At 61.9% G+C, this 17,749-nt stretch carries 15 protein-coding genes; 7 read left to right on the top strand and 8 right to left on the bottom strand.

All coding sequences use genetic code 11. The features are described from left to right. Position 1 precedes the first annotated feature (1 nt). The 7 genes from HMPREF2698_RS10325 (at position 2) to HMPREF2698_RS10295 (ending at position 7,633) form a co-directional block, all read left to right on the top strand. The gene (locus tag HMPREF2698_RS10325) at positions 2 to 1,099 is read left to right on the top strand and encodes a choice-of-anchor M domain-containing protein (protein WP_246819461.1); all 1,098 of its coding nucleotides are present in this window, start codon (positions 2 to 4) and stop codon (positions 1,097 to 1,099) included. Then, positions 1,099 to 2,598 (top strand): anchored repeat ABC transporter, substrate-binding protein, encoded by a 1,500-nt coding sequence (locus HMPREF2698_RS10320; protein WP_070564346.1) that lies wholly within the window; start codon positions 1,099 to 1,101, stop codon positions 2,596 to 2,598. The genes HMPREF2698_RS10325 and HMPREF2698_RS10320 overlap by 1 nt, the downstream gene beginning before the upstream one ends. Beyond that, positions 2,591 to 3,490, top strand: a complete 900-nt coding sequence (locus HMPREF2698_RS10315) for a choice-of-anchor M domain-containing protein (protein WP_070564343.1) — start codon at positions 2,591 to 2,593, stop codon at positions 3,488 to 3,490. The genes HMPREF2698_RS10320 and HMPREF2698_RS10315 overlap by 8 nt, the downstream gene beginning before the upstream one ends. Next, on the top strand, positions 3,483 to 4,211 hold the full coding sequence (locus HMPREF2698_RS10310; protein ID WP_070564340.1) for an anchored repeat-type ABC transporter ATP-binding subunit: 729 nt from the start codon (positions 3,483 to 3,485) through the stop codon (positions 4,209 to 4,211). Before HMPREF2698_RS10315 ends, HMPREF2698_RS10310 begins: the two co-directional genes overlap by 8 nt. Then, positions 4,208 to 5,104, top strand: a complete 897-nt coding sequence (locus tag HMPREF2698_RS10305) for an anchored repeat-type ABC transporter permease subunit (protein WP_070564337.1) — start codon at positions 4,208 to 4,210, stop codon at positions 5,102 to 5,104. The genes HMPREF2698_RS10310 and HMPREF2698_RS10305 overlap by 4 nt, the downstream gene beginning before the upstream one ends. Next, entirely contained in the window at positions 5,101 to 6,450 is a 1,350-nt protein-coding gene (locus HMPREF2698_RS10300) for a choice-of-anchor M domain-containing protein (RefSeq protein WP_070564334.1), read from the top strand. The genes HMPREF2698_RS10305 and HMPREF2698_RS10300 overlap by 4 nt, the downstream gene beginning before the upstream one ends. Before the next feature lie 79 nt (positions 6,451 to 6,529). Then, complete coding sequence (locus HMPREF2698_RS10295; protein WP_070533024.1) at positions 6,530 to 7,633, top strand: isochorismate synthase; 1,104 nt, start codon at positions 6,530 to 6,532, stop codon at positions 7,631 to 7,633. A gap of 8 nt (positions 7,634 to 7,641) precedes the next feature. On the opposite strand, the gene HMPREF2698_RS10290 is transcribed toward HMPREF2698_RS10295, so the two are convergent. The 8 genes from HMPREF2698_RS10290 to ilvC all read right to left on the bottom strand — a co-directional run bounded on the left by HMPREF2698_RS10290 (position 7,642) and on the right by ilvC (position 17,692). Then, a complete protein-coding gene (locus HMPREF2698_RS10290) occupies positions 7,642 to 8,451 on the bottom strand; it encodes a fumarylacetoacetate hydrolase family protein (protein ID WP_185963178.1) in 810 nt (269 codons plus the stop codon). Between the two features lie 118 nt (positions 8,452 to 8,569). Beyond that, the gene (locus HMPREF2698_RS10285; protein ID WP_070564331.1) at positions 8,570 to 9,187 is read right to left on the bottom strand and encodes an exonuclease domain-containing protein; all 618 of its coding nucleotides are present in this window, start codon (positions 9,185 to 9,187) and stop codon (positions 8,570 to 8,572) included. After that, positions 9,188 to 11,056 (bottom strand): DUF294 nucleotidyltransferase-like domain-containing protein, encoded by a 1,869-nt coding sequence (locus HMPREF2698_RS10280; protein WP_070564328.1) that lies wholly within the window; start codon positions 11,054 to 11,056, stop codon positions 9,188 to 9,190. A 17-nt stretch (positions 11,057 to 11,073) separates the two neighbouring features. Then, positions 11,074 to 12,093 (bottom strand): 3-isopropylmalate dehydrogenase, encoded by a 1,020-nt coding sequence (locus tag HMPREF2698_RS10275; RefSeq protein ID WP_070564324.1) that lies wholly within the window; start codon positions 12,091 to 12,093, stop codon positions 11,074 to 11,076. A 135-nt stretch (positions 12,094 to 12,228) separates the two neighbouring features. Beyond that, positions 12,229 to 13,815 (bottom strand): phosphoglycerate dehydrogenase, encoded by a 1,587-nt coding sequence (gene serA, locus HMPREF2698_RS10270; RefSeq protein WP_070564321.1) that lies wholly within the window; start codon positions 13,813 to 13,815, stop codon positions 12,229 to 12,231. Positions 13,816 to 13,859: 44 nt separating this feature from the next. Further along, positions 13,860 to 14,744 (bottom strand): hypothetical protein, encoded by an 885-nt coding sequence (locus tag HMPREF2698_RS10265; RefSeq protein ID WP_118781218.1) that lies wholly within the window; start codon positions 14,742 to 14,744, stop codon positions 13,860 to 13,862. A gap of 28 nt (positions 14,745 to 14,772) precedes the next feature. Further along, complete coding sequence (locus tag HMPREF2698_RS10260) at positions 14,773 to 16,566, bottom strand: GmrSD restriction endonuclease domain-containing protein (protein WP_070524423.1); 1,794 nt, start codon at positions 16,564 to 16,566, stop codon at positions 14,773 to 14,775. 112 nt (positions 16,567 to 16,678) lie between these two features. Next, positions 16,679 to 17,692 (bottom strand): ketol-acid reductoisomerase, encoded by a 1,014-nt coding sequence (gene ilvC / locus HMPREF2698_RS10255; protein WP_070564318.1) that lies wholly within the window; start codon positions 17,690 to 17,692, stop codon positions 16,679 to 16,681. Positions 17,693 to 17,749: the final 57 nt, after the last annotated feature.

Below are 17,749 nucleotides of genomic sequence, written 5' to 3'. Positions count from 1 at the left end.
ATTGCATTCCGCACCGCTGAAAACATTCAATGCCGCCGTGTGCGCCATCGCCGTGGCACTTCTCGTGTCCGTCCTTGGCCTTCCAGCGACTGCCCGCGCCGAAGGCGAGCTTATAGATTCTGGGCACGTGGATGCCTTCTATGTCTCTGCGCCGGGTGGTCAGCTGACGTTGTCGATGAAGGAAGACGTCACCGGTAGTGGCGTCGTCAGGCCCGGTAACGATGTCACCCTCAAGGTGGCTGAGGAGGCATGGAGCGAGGCGACCGAGCGCATCGATGGCATCGGCACACCGACGTACTACCTCCCCCAGACCCAGGACAGCTCACTCCTGTGGCCGGGTTGGGATACGCAAGCGGCCCAATCTGCTGGATATAAGGACGTGAACTTCGAATTTGTTGAGGTCACCGGGCCCGGCGACATTTTCATCTTCGAAACCGCAGGCTTTGGTGATATTCAACCGGTCACGGACGCCGGCGAGCTCGACTTGGTGTCCGGTGACGTCATCAATCAGGCTTACCCGGCGCACCGCCACGTCAATTGGGCGTTTAGCGAACCTGGTACGTACACCATGACTGTTCAGGCTGAATCCAACGGCGACACGAGTAATCAGGTCACCTATACCTGGGACGTCGGCGACGGCGAAGCCGCTCCCCAGGATTCCGGGGACGAGGAATCCAGCGTCGATGATGGCACTGACGGTGCCGACGATGACCACGGGACTGCGCAAGGCGCCGCCTCCCCTGAGCAACCTGCTTCCTCCAACTCCGGCTCACGCTCTCACGCTGGAAGCACCGGAGCCGGCAGCTCTGGAGGCGCTGCCCGCGGATCGGCCACCGCTGCCGGTGCCAAAGACACCAAACAACAGGCCCACAACAAGGAGCGTAAAGACCGCACAACTCGCGGGGAAAGGAAGGAGCGCAAGCCTTCTCACCGATCCGCCGAAACCGCAGACGGGGAGAATGTGGACACGGTGGCTGCGGCCGGCTACTACGACAGCGGGCAAAACCTGTTGCCGTGGGGCATCGGCATCCTCGGCCTGGGAATGCTTGTGCTGGGCCTGGCGCTAGCGCGCCTCGCGCTGCTGAGGGGCCGCGACTGATGCCTCGGAAAGTACGCACTCGGATGGCGTGCATCGCGATTCTTTCCGCCATCTCTCTCGGTGCCTCAGCGCTGAGTGGCTGCGCGAGCACTGCCAGCGGAGACGATGCAAAGGTGAAGGTGGTGGCGACGACACCGATACTGGGGGACGTCGCCAAGCATGTGGCCGGACATGACGCCACGGTGACGACCCTGATCCCCGCGGGAAAGGATCCCCATACCTTTGAACCGAGCCTGCGCTCGGTGCGGGACATCGCAAACGCAGACGTACTGCTGTCCAACGGGTTTCTTCTCGAGCCACAGAATCTGCTGAAGTCCATGAAGGAGTCGTCGGATGTGCCCGTCACCGAAGTGGCGGATCAGGCCTCCACGCGTGGAGCGAAGCTGGTCCCGCTGGTGGAGAACATCGCGCTCGACGCCGTGTGGCTGGGGTTGCGCGTGCGCAACGCGCCCCCGGGGACCTCAAGCGTCGACCTGCGCCTGATCGACGCAGAAGGCCCGGGCGATGCCGCCGCCTACGTGGTCTCGACATTCGGTACGCCAGAGGTCCTTTTTAACACCGCCGATGGGATAGATCCGCGCGAGGATTCCACAACGCTGCCAGCCAACGCCCACACGCACGTGTCCTGGGCTTTTAGCAAGCCCGGTACCTACAGGATGAGCTTTGGCGCTCACGATGGCTCCCCGCAGGAATTCACAGTGGCCGTCGGCGTAAACGCACCTGAGGGGATGCACGAGCTCGATGCGGGCCACGTGGATATCACCGCTGACATGGCTACAGGAAAACTCGATTTGGAGGACCAAGGCGAGCGTTTTGATCCGAAGACCACGGTGTTGCGCGTCCCTAACTCCGCGCTGCAGGAGATCCCGCCGGATCCCTCCTACCGTTTCTTGGGCCGGCCCGGGGATGAGACCTATCTCCTGCCCCAAGCTGTCTTGGGCAAGCACATTCACGGCGAAGTAGACCCACACCTGTGGCATAACGCCGCCAACGTTGTCAGTTTCACCGAGGTCATCGCTGAACAGCTTGCCCAGGCGGACCCCTCACACGGCGCGGATTACCGCGCCCGCGCACAGGACTACATCACGCAGTTGCGGGAAACCGATGCCGAAGTAAGACGGCTCATCTCCGCCATCCCGGAGCGCAACCGCCACCTGGTTACGCCGCATCACGGTTATGCCTACTTGGAGCAAGGCTACGGCATTGATATCGCGGGCTTCGTTACTCCGAACCCGGCCATCGAGCCCTCGCCGCGCGATGTCATCGCTCTGCGCCGCACCTTGGAGAACCTCCAGCTTCCCGCCGTATTCGTAGAACCAACGCAACAAGCCAGCGCGGATGTCATCCGGGAAGCCGCCGATTCCCTCGGGGTGGCTGTATGCCCGATTTACGGCGACACGCTTGATGACGCCGTTCCGACGTATCTCGACCTCTTGCGCTTCAACGCGCACTCACTCAACCGCTGTCTCAGCAACACAACAAAGGAATCTCATGTCTAAACTCACCATCCGAACCCTCACTATGCCGCTTGCGACAGCACTTACCGCCGCGGCCTTGGCTTTCGCACCGGCAGCTGCCTTCGCCGGAGATCTCGCCCAGGTGGTCAGCGCTAACGAAGAGGTAGCCGCGCCTGGAACGGCTGCCACCATCGATCACGGCCACGTCGACCTAGGGCTCCTGCTCTCCGAAGGCCAAGCTGAGTTCCTCGCTCGCGACGATTCGGCTGAAACACCCGTGTGGCGCCAGCCCGAGGATGTGGTCTTCCAGGTGGGTGACAACGCCCTGTTGACTCTGCCGGAGGACAAGGCATTCTCCTTCGTTGGCGCAGAACCTGGCTCGCAGGTGTGGGTCGTACCGCAAACGGAGCAGGCTGACGTTCCGTGGTTGGGCTGGAATACCCAAGCTCCCTCATTGGCAGACAATGTTGAGCGAGGAGTGACCATGGAGTTCCTCGGGCACCAAGGCCCGGGTGAGTTCTCCCTCTTCCTGCAAAACGGCGGCTTCGAAGAACCTCAGCTGCTGTGGTCTACAGCAACCGGGGACTCAGAAGGCTTCTGGGTGGACTTGGGCACTCATACCCACGCCAATTGGGTGTTCACCGAGCCCGGCATTCACCAGATCCGGGTCCGCATGAGCGGCGAGGGCGCAGGAGAAAGCGCCGGAAAAGAGGTAGCTGCCGAAGCCACCTTGACCTTCGCTGTGGGCGATGACGCCGACGTTGCGCAAGCACAGGCCGTGGAATGGGACCCGAATGCCGAGTCCTCCACCACGTCCGGCTCTATGTCGGCATCGGTGCCGACGTGGAACTGGGTCCTCGCGGGCGTAGGCGTCCTTGTGCTCATCGGTGCCATCATCGCGGTCGTGCGCGCGAAGGGTGGGCGGCGTGGCTAATCCCTTCATTACGGTAAATAATCTGTCCGTATCGCTGTCCGGCCGCCGCGTCATCGACGGGGCAAGCTTTTCTGTTAACCCTGGCGAGTTTATCGGCCTCCTCGGCCCGAACGGCGCTGGCAAAACCACGCTCATGCGCGCTGTCTTAGGCCTCGTGCCCTTTACCGGGACCATCGACGTGACCACCTCGCTTGGCTATGTCCCGCAGCGCCACGACGTGGAGTGGGACTTCCCCATCAGCGTGGCCAAGGCGGTGCTGAGTGGGCGCACTGGACTAGTGGGGTGGTTCCGGCGCCCAGGGCGCCTCGATAAGGAGGCCGCACGGCGCGCCATCGAGCTGACCAACCTGGAAGAATTCGCACGGCGTCCTATAGCCCAACTTTCCGGCGGGCAACGCCAGCGCGTCCTCATCGCCCGCGCCTTAGCCTGCGAACCAGAGGTGCTGCTTCTCGACGAACCTTTCACCGGACTCGACGCCCCCAATACCGAAGAGCTCTTGCTTCTTTTTGACAAGCTCACTACGGATGGCACCAGCGTTGTCATGTCCACGCACAACCTCTCAGAGGCCGTGCATTCCTGCTCACGGCTTGTGCTCTTCAACCGGGGCATCATCGCTGACGGCCCGGCGGAAACCTTGCGCTTAACCCCGCAGCCCTGGAGCACTACCTTCGGGGTCTCAGCCTCCTCACCCCTGCTCTCCGCGATTGGGGTGGCGGCATGATCGACATCTCGCTAATTGAGTTCTTCCAAGACCTCACCAACCCGCACTTGGACTTCCTCGCCCGCGCAGTAGGGATCTCCCTCCTCGCCGCAATCGTGTGCGGCGTGGTGGGGTGCTACGTCGTGCTGCGTGGAATGGCCTTCATCGGCGATGCAGTGTCCCACGCAGTGTTCCCGGGACTGGCCATCGCCTTCGCACTTCACGGGTCAGTACTGCTGGGCGGCGCCGTGGCGGGTTGCGCGGTGGCCGTGCTCATCGCGTGCTTCTCCCAGCGGCGAACTGTGCGCGAAGATTCCGTCATCGGCATCTTCTTTGCCGCTTCCTTTGCGCTCGGCATGGTGATCATCTCACGCGTGGAGGGCTACACGGCCTCGCTCACCAGCTTTCTTTTCGGCTCGCTGACGGGTGTCTCCCACGCTGATCTCTACACCGCGTTCACCGTCTCGGTGCTTATCGTGGCCACAGTATTGCTCCTCGGCCCCCAGCTCACAGCCACCTGCCTAGACAAAGAGACTGCCCGTGCCATGGGGCTTCCCGTCTTTGTCCTAGACATCGTGCTTTACCTTTGCGTCACGGGCGCGGTGGTTATCTCCGTGGGAACCATCGGCAACGTCCTCGTCCTGGCCCTCCTCATCACCCCAGCCGCGACCGCCAGGCTGCTCTGTGACTCGCTGGGGTCAATGATGATCGCCTCCGCGGTGATCGGTTCGCTGGGCAGCTTCTTCGGAATCTACCTTGCATGGGCCATCGATCTTCCCGCCGGCGCAACCATCGTTCTGCTGCTCACCGCCTGCTTCCTTGTGGCGTGGGCACTCTCCCCTCTACTGCATTCCCGCCGCGACGCGGCATCCACCTCGCAATCACACACCTCGAAGGAGACCTTGTCCGCATGAACTCTTTCCATATGACACGTATGAGCTTCCGCCCGCTTACCCTGACCGCTGTCGCTGCACTAGCTCTCAGTACCCCGCCCTTGGTGGCCGCTGCACCGCCAGCCCTCGCCGAAGAGCACGCGAGCGAGGCCTCCTGCGATGCCGACTCCCTGCACGCCTTTACCCGCGGGCACCAAGACCTCGCCCTGGTTGGTGACTCTGGGGACCTTTCTTTTATAGCCCGCGATGATGAATCCGGTAAGGACTATGCCTCCGGGGAGTTCTACGTAGAAGTCGGTAGCAACGCCGCTTTCGATGAATCAGCGGGCAGCGATATCCCATCGAGCGGTTGGCAGATCCCCCAAACCCAAGATCCCAACATCCCCTGGGTGGGGTTCAACACCAGCTACCTCGATGAGAGCACTGCGGCCGATGCCACCTTGTCCTTAACGCTGCACAGCGGCCCGGAAGGCGGACGCATGGTGGGTTTCCAGAACTCTGTGGGCGCTGAACCCACCGTGCTCTTTGATTCAGATAACCCGGATATCACTTGGGACTACCCCGATCACTTCCACAGCCACACCGGGATAATCTTCACCGAACCGGGAGCATACGCCGCTACCTTCACGTTCACGCTCAACGATGGCTCCGAGCACTCCATCGACGTACCGTTCTTGGTCGGCGACGCCGATGCCTCCGACATCTGCGAATTGGAGTGGGACTCCAGCGAAGGCGACAATGCTGGCTCGGGCAGCCCGAAGAACCGGCCGCAGCAACTGGCCAAGGACATCAATGACACCTCCAAGTCCATCGCACAGTTGGATAAGACTATGGACAAAACACTCAAGGAGGCAGATACCCTCCTCAACGGTGGAAAGCCCTCCGAAACAAGTCGGGCTCAAGATTCGCGGCACTCCACGCGTCCGAGTGCACGCAGTAAAGCACAACCGGGAACATCATCAACGTCAAAAGAGCCCAGTACTGAACGCCCAGCTGATGGCCAGCGCTCAGTGTCGCAGTCCCAAAACTCGACACAGAACGGTGTAGCCCACACAGCGCAAGGACAGAGAGATTCGGCACACCGTGGGGCGTCGCCAAGCACTGCTTCCTCAGGAGAAAAAGGCTCCACGCGCAACACCGCTGCCAACCGGGAACGCGGCGCAAAGCAGGAAGCACAGCAACAGCACTCTGCGTCCGACTCCAACGAAGACTATGCTGAGGCCGAAAACATCCAGGCCATGAGCTATGGAGCACCGATGGTCGGCTTCTGGGCAGGCTTTCTAGCAGGCATGGGCTCCCTGGCCCTGCTGCTTGGTATTGGGCTTTTTGTTGCCGTGCAGTTCTTCCGCCCCCGCAATCGCGACTAGCACCTCGATACCGGTCATATCACAAAGGCAAGGGATCTGGTTTCGGCGCTAGCAGCGGAAGGAACTAGAGTTATTCCTTATGTGTGAAAACAGACCCTCTACCGCCCCCGACTTCCTCCTGTCCCGCGCGACGGGGTCTGTGCGTACCCAAGGTTCAACCACCACCTTTAGCGCTGTCGATGATGCAGTGTCCGCACTACGTGCCGGCAGCGCGCCCATGGTCGTCGGCGCACTTCCCTTTCACAAGGGTGATCCAGCTGCGCTCACCGTGCCGCGCAGCATCATTCGTGAGGACGGGCCTCTTGAGCCCCATGCCTACTACCGCAGCGGCAAGCTCAATGCGCGCGTAACCGGTTTTGATCCGGAGCCGGAAGAGCACCTGCGCCGCATTGAAGCCGCCATCGCTACGATCGAAGCCTCCAAACTGGACAAGGTGGTTCTTGCTCGCGCCGTTGACATTGAATTCAATGCTCCGGTGGATCCGCTCCTCGTGGCCGCGCGATTGATCGATCTATCCTCGCACCGCGACGGCTTCATCGCCGACCTGTCACCGGCGGGACGCCCGGGATCTATGCTCGTGGGCTCCTCCCCGGAAGTATTGATTAAGAAGCAAGGCTCAACGGTTACGGCCTTCCCCCTAGCTGGCTCGGCGCCCCGCCAGGCCGATAAGGCACGCGACATCAAGGCCGGTCAAGACCTCCAGAACTCAGGTAAGGATCTGCGCGAGCATGCCTTCGTCGTGGACCACATCCGCCGGATCCTGCAGCCGCTGTGCAGTACTCTCGACGCCCCCACCACCCCGCAGCTGACCTCCACGAACGAGATGTGGCATCTGGGGACCCCAATCGCGGGAACACTGAAGGATTCGAATTTCACGGCACTCGAACTGGCCGAGCTGATCTACCCCACCCCCGCCATCTGCGGCACCCCCACGGAAGCCGCGCAAGCGCTGATCGAAACCGCCGAAGCCGACCGCGGCTTCTACGCCGGCGCAGTGGGCTGGTGCGATGACTCCGGCGATGGCGAGTACATGGTGGCCATCCGTTGCGCCGAAGTAGCCGGCGATGGACTCTCCGCCCGCGCGTGGGCGGGCGGCGGAATCGTCGTGGATTCCGACCCGACGGCCGAGCTTCAGGAAACCACGGCGAAGTTGCGCACCATTCTCAAAGCACTCGGCCTCTAAAGCGGCCTTTAGGCGCGCTCAATCGGGTTGGTCAGGCTGCCCACGCCGGGGATCTCAATTTCGATGGTATCGCCCGGCACCATCGGCGCCGTACCAGCCGGGGAACCTGTGGTGATGACATCGCCGGGCAGAAGCGTGTACGACTGCGAGATCTCCGCGATGATGCCGCCCATCTTCACGATCATCTGGTCGGTGTTGGAATCCTGCTTTTGCTCGCGCTTGCCATCGTGGGTCAGGTAAGCGTTGATCTTCTGGTCATCAAGGTCGATGCAGTCCAGGTCCGTCTCAATCCACGGGCCCAGCGGGCAGAAGGTGTCAATGCCCTTCGCACGTGCCCACTGGCCATCCTGGAACTGCAGGTCGCGCGAAGAAACGTCGTTGCAGATGGTGTAGCCAACGACGTGATCCCGCCACTTCTCCGGATCAATATTCTTCGAGACCTTTGAGATCACCACCGCGAGCTCTCCCTCGAACTCCACGTTGGTGGCGAACTCCGGGATCTTGATGGGGGCACCAGGGCCAATGACCGCGGTGGAGGGCTTAATAAAGATCGTCGGCGGCAGGTGCTCCGCGGATTCCTTGAAGACCTCAGCCACGTGGTCGGCGTAGTTTCGGCCAAGCGCCACGACCTTGGTGGGCAGGGTCGGCGCCAGCAAGCGCACCTCGCTCAGCGGCCACTCGCGGCCAGTTGGCTCCGGCGGGGTAAACGGGGTGCCGGAGATTTCCTTGGCCACCAGCTGGTCAAGCGGGGCGTCGGCGGGGCCATCAATGATGGCGAAACAAATACCTTCGGTGTGAGCAATTCGTCCTAAACGCATGACGGCCATACTACTCGCAAGGGTTTTTCACTCGCGTTCAGGGGCTAGGTGTAAAGCTTGCAAAGAATGCGATGATACTGCAGGCGTCTAACCTGTGGAACAGAGCCCGCTCGGCCGCCTAGCGCTTGGCGACGTCCCCCAAGGTCACCGCCCGCGTGCTCCCCCGCTGTGCCAGATATAGCTCAGCGCAGGCCAAAGCATCACTCAGCGCGTTGTGATTGCCATAGCGCGGCAAACCGTATCTTGCGCGTACTCGGGGAAGCCGCAGGTCCTCGCCGCGCGGATAAGTGCCCATACGTTCCATGTGGCGCCGCTCGATAGCGAAGGTATCCACCACGCTCAGCCGAGGGACCTGACCAAATATCTCTTTGGAAGCCGCTTCTATGAAACCCACCTCCACAGGTGCGAAGTGAGCGAGTAGCGCTCGGCCGTTCAGGGCCTTTCGCAACTGTTTCATTGCCACTTCGCGTTCCTCGCCGGCATCAATAACCTCCTGCGTCAGCAGGTGGACATGTGCATCTTCGGCCACCTTCGCGCCGCGCACCACGGTATAGCCGGCGCCAGATAGGTCGATAACACCGCCGTTCACCGGTACCCACCCGATAGAAACAATCTTTCCTGTGCGCGGATCAAGACTCGTGGTCTCCATATCTACGGCGAGCAATCCCAGCTCATCGAGCGGGGTGCTTCGTGCAGGCGCGCCCCAATCCGCGCGGCGGCTCCACCGGCTCCACATCTAGACACTCCTCACCGGGTACTTGGTGGCAAGCGCGTTCTGCATGGATTTGATCGCACGGAAAGCATCACGCAGGTGCTCGCGGTCCATCCGCCCCAAGCTCTTGGGGTCAATGTGGTAGTCCGGCTTGTGCCCTTCCCGCAACTGTCGGGCTTGGTGCTCGAAAGAAAGGGATCGGAGGTAGTCGAAGGCGTCGAGAAGCTCCTGTGCACCGCGGCGGCTCACCGTGTTCCCGGCGGCTTCGCTCAGGCGCTGGCGGGTGTCCACAACCGTGGAGCCGGATGCTAAGGCGAAGAGCCGGGCGATCTGGACAATACCCGCGGTACCTCCCTTTTTAATGTCGAGGGTATGTGCATAATCGCCATCGCGCTCCACCACGAGTCCGCGAAAGAGCGTCAGCGGCGGCTCGCGGCGCGCGGCCAGGCTAGCCAGGTGAGCGTGCAGGCGCGTCGCACCCTTGCCCATCTCCACGGCGGCAGTGTGAACCTCGCGGGCCAGCTCCTCGCTTCCGTAGAGCACGCGGAAGTCGAAGAAAATCTGCGCGTTGAGCAGCGCCTCCGGTTGGGGGTCCCGGATCCATCTGCGGAAGGTGTCGATCCATTGGGAGCGCGTCATCCGCCACTCGGCGTTCATGGCCATCATGTCACCAGGGCACAGAGCCTGACCGGCGGCGGCAAGGCCCTGGCACACGAAGGTACTAAGCCGAGCGAAATACTCGCCGTGCGCGTTGGCATCATAATCATCCGCGAGGACAAGCGCATTGTCCTGATCCGAGGCCAGCGCCATTTCGCGCCGCCCCTGCGAGCCCACGGCCACGAAGGCATACTCCACAGGCGGAGGACCAAGTTCCTCCTCCGCGAGCGTGCACAGGCGCCGTGCCACAGCATCGGCGGCAAGCGTGACCAAGCTCGAGGCTTCCGCCGGTGTCGAGCCGCGTTCCACGAAGCGCCCGGCCAGGCGCGTGGCCTCGTTGAAGGCACCATTCAGCTCCGCAACACTGGAGCGCCGTGAAAGATCCGCCGCAAGGTAGACCGGATCATTGTGCAGCAGCCGGGTAACGTCCGACTGCGTAACAATCCCCTGCAGGGTGCCTTCTTTAACCACCGGCAGGTGGTGGATTCCGCGCTCCGCCATGTGCAGCAGAGCCTCCATAGCGGGGGCATCTACCGATACCGTGAGGGGCTGAGGCGTCATGATCTCCTCCACCGATTCAGCAGGGTCACGCTCCGCGGCGAGCACGCGGGTGCGCAGATCACGGTCGGTCACAATGCCGGCAAGACGCTTGGCTGAACCTGAACCCGGTGTAACAACGAGCAGTGAGGACACGCCGCGGTCCGTCATCAGCATCGCGGCTTCACGGATGGTGGTGGCAGCCGGCGCAGTCAATATGTCGGTACGAGTGAGCTCTCGCAGCGGCGTGCGTAAAACGTCGGTCGAAGTTGATTCAGAAAGTTCGCGTGCTGCGGCGCGGATCCGGCGAGACTGCGCTGAAAAGAAACGCGCAATGTCGGGGTTGCGGCGGGACAACTCGGTGAAGTCCTCCTGCGCCAGGGTGAAGACGAGGCTGTCCTCTACCGCGACCATCTCATAAGCGGAGTGCGGCTCCCCCTGCAGCGTGGAATAACCGAAGGTGAGCCCGGATTCGCGGCGGTCTAGCAGCATGCTGTCCTCCCCCAGCACATCAATCGCCCCGGTGCGGATGATGTGGAGGTTGACATTTTCTTGCCCCAGCTTGATTGGGATATCCCCTCGGCGCAGGTAGATCATGCTCAACTGTGAGGACAGCGCGTTAAGCTCTTCCTCCGGCAGGTGGGAGAAAGGCTCATTCTTGGCCAGGAAGCTGGTGACCTCATCTATTTCGACGCTCATGCGCCAACCATACAGGGCTAGGCGCTGAGCGCGGAGGCGATTCGATCACCAATTTCGGTGGTGCGCGCCTGTGCGTCGCCGCGAGAGGAAACGTCGGTAGCCACGGCCTCTTCGATGCGCACGGCGTTCTCCTCATCCCCGAGGTGGCGCAACAGCATGGCCGCCGACAGGATCGCCGCGGTCGGATCCGCAATGCCCTTGCCCGCGATATCTGGCGCGGAGCCGTGAACCGGCTCGAACATGGAGGGATTAGCGCCGGAGGCATCGATGTTGCCGGAGGCAGCCAGACCAATACCGCCGGTGACTGCTCCCGCCAAGTCGGTCAGGATGTCGCCGAAGAGGTTGTCGGTCACGATGACGTCATAGCGCGCTGGGTCGGTGACCATGTAGATCGTTGCGGCATCGATGTGGTTGTAATCTACGGTGACCTCGGGGAATTCCTTCGCAACCTCGTCCACCGTGCGCTGCCAGAGGCCACCGGCATTAACAAGGACATTGGTCTTGTGCACCAAAGTCACGTGCTTGCGGCGGCCCATCGCACGCTGAAAGGCATCACGCACCACGCGTTCAACGCCGAAGCGCGTGTTCTGGGAGACCTCCGAGGCCACCTCATGTTCAGTACCTTCGCGCAGCGTGCCGCCGTTTCCGCAATACAGACCTTCGGTGCCCTCACGGACGACGACAAAGTCGATATCGCCCGGGTTTGCCAGCGGAGAGGTGGACGTCGGGTACAGCTTGGAGGGGCGCAGGTTGACGTGATGGTCCAGGGCGAAACGCATCTTCAGCAGCAAGCCGCGCTCAAGCACACCGGGCGGGACCTCACCGGGCGCACCAATGGCGCCGAGCAGGATGGCGTCGTGTTCGCGCAGGGATGCCAGGTCGGCGTCGGTTAGCAGCTCCCCGTTGCGCAGGTAGCGTCGGGCTCCGAGGTCATAGTCCGTTACCTCGACATCCTGGCGCACCGCGCGCAGGACCTTGAGTGCTTCCGCGGTTACCTCGGGGCCGATTCCATCGCCGCCAATCACTGCCAGTTTCATTTTGCGGGATTCCTTTCTCACATATTGGATACTTGTGAGAGTACCACCCCCTCTGCCTTGAGGGCGGCGAAACCCCCGCAAAGAACCGTTCTCGGTCCTTCACGGGGGCTGGGATGAAAGGTTCAGCTGTCCAGACTAGGCATCCAAATCAAGCTGGCGGCAGGTAGCACCCAGCGCCGCGTTGATTTCCTCGACAAGCTCCTCCGGTACCTCGCGCTCAACTCGCAAGATAAGGACTGCATCGGAGGCATCCTTGCCCTGGGTCAATGCAGCCGCCACGATATTGATGCCGGCAGCGCCAAGCTTCGTACCCACAGTGCCCAAGGCACCCGGGGCATCCTTGTAGGAGAAGAAGAGGTTGCGGCCCGTAGCGCGCATGTCGACGCCACGGCCGTTGATACGGATGATCTTTTCGACGCCGTCGATGCCAGTCAGGGCACCAGTGAGCTGCGATACCAAGCCGTCGGGGCCGATAACCTTGACCCTCACGGAGGAGCGGTGCCCCTTCGATTCCACGTTGGTCTTGACGTCCACGCTCACGCCGCGGCTTTCGGCGATCTGCATCGCGTTCACAAAAGTAACGGTCTCCGAGACCACGCCAGAAAACAGCCCGCGAGCAGCGGACAAACCAAGAGCCGAAACATCCTCGTTGGCCAGCTCGCCGCAAGCCTCCACTTCGACGGCAACCGGCGCAGCGTCCAACAGGTTGCCTGCGACGAGGCCCAGCTTGCGTGTCAGATCCAACCAGCCGGCAACCTCTTCGCCGACACGGCCGCCTTCGACGTTGACGGCATCGGCAACGAATTCGCCGGCCAGTGCCTTGAGCACGGAGGCAGCCACATCGGTACCCGCGCGGTCCTGAGCCTCGACCGTAGACGCGCCAAGGTGCGGGGATACGGTAACTTGCGGAAGCTCGAAGAGTGGGGAATCCGTGCACGGCTCGGAGGCATAAACATCGAAGCCGGCGCCGCGGTGGTGACCGGATTTGATCGAAGCAGCCAAGGCTGCCTCATCCACGAGGCCGCCGCGGGCAGCGTTGATAATGATCTGCCCCTTCTTGGCCTGCGCCAGGAGCTCGGCGTCAAACATACCGGCGGTCTCCGGAGTCTTGGGCAGGTGAATGGTCACGAAGTCAGCGCGAGACATGAGCTCCTCAAGGGGCACCAATTCCACGCCCAGCGCTGCCGCACGGGCCGGGTTGGCATAAGGGTCGTGCGCGATGACGGTGGTCTCAAATGCCAGCAGGCGCTGGGCAAAGAGCTGGCCGATGTGGCCGAAGCCCACGATGCCGATGGTCTTGCCGTATACCTCAACGCCCTTGAAGGAGGAACGCTTCCACTCACCTTGGCGCAGGGACTGATCCGCCGCCGGAACCTGGCGTGCGGTGGCGAGAAGCAGCGCGATCGCCTGCTCGCAGGCGGAGTGGATGTTGGAGGTCGGCGCGTTGACAACCATGACGCCACGCTCGGTGGCAGCGGGGATATCAACGTTGTCCAAGCCGACGCCAGCACGCCCCACAATCTTCAGGTTCTTCGCTGCGGTCAACACCTCCGCGTCCACGGTCGTAGCGGAGCGGACGAGGAGGGCGTCTGCCTCCGGCACCGCGGCAAGCAGCTCCGCGCGGTTGGGGCCGTCAACCCAGCGGACCTCAACTGTGTCCCCGAGAGCATCGACGGTGGATTCTGCAAGCTTATCGGCGATAAGTACGACCGGCTTCGACATAACTTCCTTCACTAGTCTGAAATGTGGATGCCGAGAAGTGTAGTTTATTCTTTCCAGCCCTGAGCGATTTTATGCGTGAATTCTGTCACTGAACCGAATTCCGGCCCGAGGGCCACGATCGGGCCATCCGCCAACCCCGCAGTAATCGCCGCGCCGGCTTTCGTTGCCGTCGGATCCGGTTGCGCCATCACGAACACCGTACCGCCATACGCGGTGGCGTTCACCACGTTTGCTAAAGGGCTGTCCTTCGTCGCCACGATCACCGGTGCCATCTGCGCATCACGGCGCGCCTGGGCAGGAATCGCTGGCATCTTTTCCTTCGTAAGGTGCTGCGGCAGGGGTTCCCACGCGGCCTTCAACTCCGTCTTGGTCGAAGAATCTAGGCGCGTGATGCTGTCCACCATGCGTTCGCGATTCACCACCACCTTGGATTCAAAGCGGAATGCGGTGTACTCCCCCAGCGCCTTGGTGTTTCCCGGATCGTGCACCACTTCGCGTTCGCCATTGTGGCTAGCCCATGGGACATCCCCGATGACGAGGATCTGGTCAACGTCAAGGTCGGTAAGCAGCTGCGAGATCTGCGGGCGAATCGATGAATCGTAGGTCACCATTGGCACGCGCTGCGATACGCTCAGCGTCGCGGCCCGCAGGGCAGCGGCATCTGAGTCTTCGGCCAAGATCAGCGTATTGCTTTCCTTGAAGAACAAGCGCGCGGAGTCAATTCCCCAGCGGTCCTCAACCACCGTAACCTCGTTGGCGAATTGCGGGTCGATGAGCCGCAGACGGTTTTCTTCGCTCGCGCGGGCTAGGTCAATCTCCACCTCAGGGCGGGCGGTGATGTCCTGCGTCAGGATTGGCTCACCGCGCCCAAGCGAGGAGCAGCCCACGGCCGCAAGCGCGCTCATGCCCAGCAGCAGCGCTACAGGCACGGCCCGCAGCGCGCCCGGCGACGACACCTTAACGTGCAAAGGCCTGCGGGCCCTCTTCGCCGCCGGAAAGGTTCGCCTCATCCACGTCGCGCACAACCTTCTTGTTGAGCGCGTACTCAACGATGCCCACGAAGCGCTCGCGGCGATCGGCGAAGAACTGATGCGCAGTCTTCGCGGTCAGCAGCTCCGGCTCTAAGTCATGGGAGGCCAGCACGCTGTCGAACTCGGCGTCTTCCATAATCGACTTCGACTGCACGCGCGGCAGGTAGCGCTCCGGCGAGTGCCCGTCGAGGACAACCTCGGTGCGCTTGCCCATCGGCGTGCGGTTGAGCACGGAATTAGCCAGTACACCGCTGACGCCGTGGCGCTCACACCAACGAAGCGGGAAGACCGGGAAGAAGCCTGGTTGCAGCTCCTCGAAGCTGTGGCGGTTGAACGGGCGGCCGGTACGCCAGTCCTTCGCGCCGCGTGCCATGAGCAGAGCATAGAGGCCGTGCCACACCCCGTCGTGCTCCCCCACAGACAACAAGCGGGACTCGCGGAAGGAGGCATCGCGCACAGTCTTCGGGACATCCTCGGTCTCACCCGCGACCCAAGCGGTGACCTCATCGACATCACGCGCAGCGCGCAGCCTCACTGCAGAAGAGCCATAAAGCTCACCAAAGACGCCGCTCCAGAACCACTGGTTGAGGCGGTCCCATGCGTCCTGGCTGGACAGCACGCCCTTCTTTTCTGCCAGGCGCGCAAGGATGACAGCCAGCGGAATGATCTGCTCGGAATAAGGCACCTGCTCAAGGGAGAGAATGCAGCGCTCGGCCAAGAACTCAGCGACCTCACGGAAAGTAATCACCAGGGTTTGCGAGGCCTTGCGGTACTCATTCAGTGACAGCTGCAAGATATCTTCGCGCTGGCCGCCAGCGTTCCCCTTCTCCCCGGACACCAGCAGCGATACTGCCGAAAGGAACTCGTTGCGGCCGATGCCGTCGAGCGCAGGGAAGGCACGCAGCTGCTTCTCGACGCCTGCCCAATCCTCCGCCAGGTGAAAGTCCGGATCTTCAGAGGCAAAGACAGCCGTCAGGAGATCGAAGACGTCCATCTGCAAACCGGCCGAGTTGGCCTGAGCGAAAATGGAGCCAATTCCCGAGCTCGCCGTCTCGCGGGAGAGGCGAATCATCGGCACCGTGTAGCCGGACAGGGGCCGTAGAATCCGGTTATTGAAGGCAGCGACGACGTCACGGGTGGCGCCATCGTTGGCAGCGGCGAGCTCGAAGAGCATGCTGGTGCCTTCCTCACTCAGCAACGCCGAAACCGGGATGCAGCACGCCTGCACTGCGGCCTCGCGACTATCCAAGGTGCCCTCGATGTCCGGCGCGAAGTGGGAGCGCAGTTCGCCGTGCTGGTTGATGGCGAAGACAGCTTCATCCGGCATGATGTCCTCGGAGGTAGCTTTGCGCAGGTCCACGAAGTACTTGCGGGAGACTTTCTTGGAGCGGAAATCGGTGGTATCCACAAAGCCCTCACCGCGGAAGCAGTGATACAGGGTGGTGAGCCTCTGTTGCCCATCGAGCAGGAGCAGGCCGGGGTTCACCCCAGTGTTAGGCGCGCCCGCGAGAGGCCGTGGCCGAAAGCGCATGGCTTCATTGCGGGTATCCAAGGCCATGAATGCACCGAGCGGGTAGCCGCGCAGGACGGTGACGATCAGCGATCGAATTCGGTCTTCATCCCAGGCATAGGAGCGCTGGAAATCGGGCAGCTGAATATCACCGCGATCGATGCGAGCGAAAAGGTCATTAAGGTCATAGCTTGGCGTAGAGAAACCCATGGCCCCGAGCCTACAACTAAATGTGGGAATATGCCCGTTTATGTGCGAACATCACATCAAAAGGAAATCCCGCTGACCAATGGCCAACGGGATTCTTTAGTCGAAGCGCAGTTTAGGCAGTTGCATCCAACGGATTCTTGACCCAGCTCATGAGATCACGCAGCTGGGAGCCGGTCTGCTCAATCGGGTGGGAGTTCACCTTGGCGCGCAGCTCCTCCAGCTCCTTATTGCCGCCTTCAACGTTGGCGACGAGGCGCTTGACGAAGGTGCCGTCCTGAATATCAGTGAGGACATCCTTCATGCGTTCCTTCACGGAAGCGTCGATGACGCGCGGGCCGGAGAGGTAGCCACCGAACTCAGCGGTGTCGGAACAGGAGTAGTTCATGTTCTTGATGCCGCCCTCAACGATGAGGTCAACGATGAGCTTCAGCTCGTGGCAGACCTCGAAATAAGCCATCTCAGGCTCATAGCCAGCTTCAGTCAGGACCTCGAAGCCGTTCATGATCAGGTACTCCACGCCACCGCACAGGACCGCCTGCTCACCGAAGAGATCGGTCTCAGTCTCATCCTTGAAGGTGGTTGGGATAACGCCGGCGCGGGCACCGCCGATGGCCGCAGCATAGGACAGGGTCAGCTCGCGCCCCTCGCCCTTCGGATCCTGCTCGGTGGCGATCAGGCAGGGAACGCCCTTGCCGTCGACGAACTGGCGGCGAACCAGGTGGCCCGGGCCCTTCGGAGCAACCATGCCGATGGTGATGTTCTCCGCCGGCTTGATCAGGCCAAAGTGGATGTTGAGGCCGTGGCCGAAGAACAGCGCGTTGCCGTCCTCCAGGTTCGGCTCGATATCATCTGTAAAGATCGTCGCCTGGGAGGTATCCGGCGCCAGCAGCATGATGACATCAGCCCACTTGGCGGCCTCAGCGTTGCTGAAAACCTTGAAGCCAGCCTCCTCTGCCTTCTCGCGGGACTTCGAGCCCTCGCGCAGGCCGATGGCGACCTCAACGCCGGAATCACGCAGGTTCATAGCGTGGGCGTGGCCCTGGGAGCCGTAGCCGATGATGGCGACCTTGCGGCCCTGGATGATGGTCAGGTCTGCATCAGATTCGTACAGAGTCTCAATAGCCATGTTTGATGTTCCTTTTCTTTTGGGTTAGTTCGCACTACGCATCCAGTAGTGACTCGG

The sequence above is a fragment of the Corynebacterium sp. HMSC072A02 genome (genome assembly GCF_001810085.1).
Classification (GTDB): domain Bacteria; phylum Actinomycetota; class Actinomycetes; order Mycobacteriales; family Mycobacteriaceae; genus Corynebacterium; species Corynebacterium hesseae.
The sequence above is the reverse complement of the archived record's forward strand: the minus strand, read 5'-3'. Positions and strand labels throughout refer to the sequence as shown.

Bases quoted from the DNA above. Each gene is read 5' to 3' on its own strand.
- serA (WP_070564321.1), bottom strand. From the start codon at position 13,815: ATGTCGAAGCCGGTCGTACTTATCGCCGATAAGCTTGCAGAATCCACC.
- HMPREF2698_RS10295 (WP_070533024.1), top strand. From the start codon at position 6,530: ATGTGTGAAAACAGACCCTCTACCGCCCCCGACTTCCTCCTGTCCCGC.
- HMPREF2698_RS10275 (WP_070564324.1), bottom strand. From the start codon at position 12,093: ATGAAACTGGCAGTGATTGGCGGCGATGGAATCGGCCCCGAGGTAACC.
- HMPREF2698_RS10315 (WP_070564343.1), top strand. From the start codon at position 2,591: ATGTCTAAACTCACCATCCGAACCCTCACTATGCCGCTTGCGACAGCA.
- HMPREF2698_RS10260 (WP_070524423.1), bottom strand. From the start codon at position 16,566: ATGGGTTTCTCTACGCCAAGCTATGACCTTAATGACCTTTTCGCTCGC.
- HMPREF2698_RS10280 (WP_070564328.1), bottom strand. From the start codon at position 11,056: ATGAGCGTCGAAATAGATGAGGTCACCAGCTTCCTGGCCAAGAATGAG.
- HMPREF2698_RS10320 (WP_070564346.1), top strand. From the start codon at position 1,099: ATGCCTCGGAAAGTACGCACTCGGATGGCGTGCATCGCGATTCTTTCC.
- HMPREF2698_RS10305 (WP_070564337.1), top strand. From the start codon at position 4,208: ATGATCGACATCTCGCTAATTGAGTTCTTCCAAGACCTCACCAACCCG.
- ilvC (WP_070564318.1), bottom strand. From the start codon at position 17,692: ATGGCTATTGAGACTCTGTACGAATCTGATGCAGACCTGACCATCATC.
- HMPREF2698_RS10290 (WP_185963178.1), bottom strand. From the start codon at position 8,451: ATGCGTTTAGGACGAATTGCTCACACCGAAGGTATTTGTTTCGCCATC.
- HMPREF2698_RS10285 (WP_070564331.1), bottom strand. From the start codon at position 9,187: ATGTGGAGCCGGTGGAGCCGCCGCGCGGATTGGGGCGCGCCTGCACGA.
- HMPREF2698_RS10300 (WP_070564334.1), top strand. From the start codon at position 5,101: ATGAACTCTTTCCATATGACACGTATGAGCTTCCGCCCGCTTACCCTG.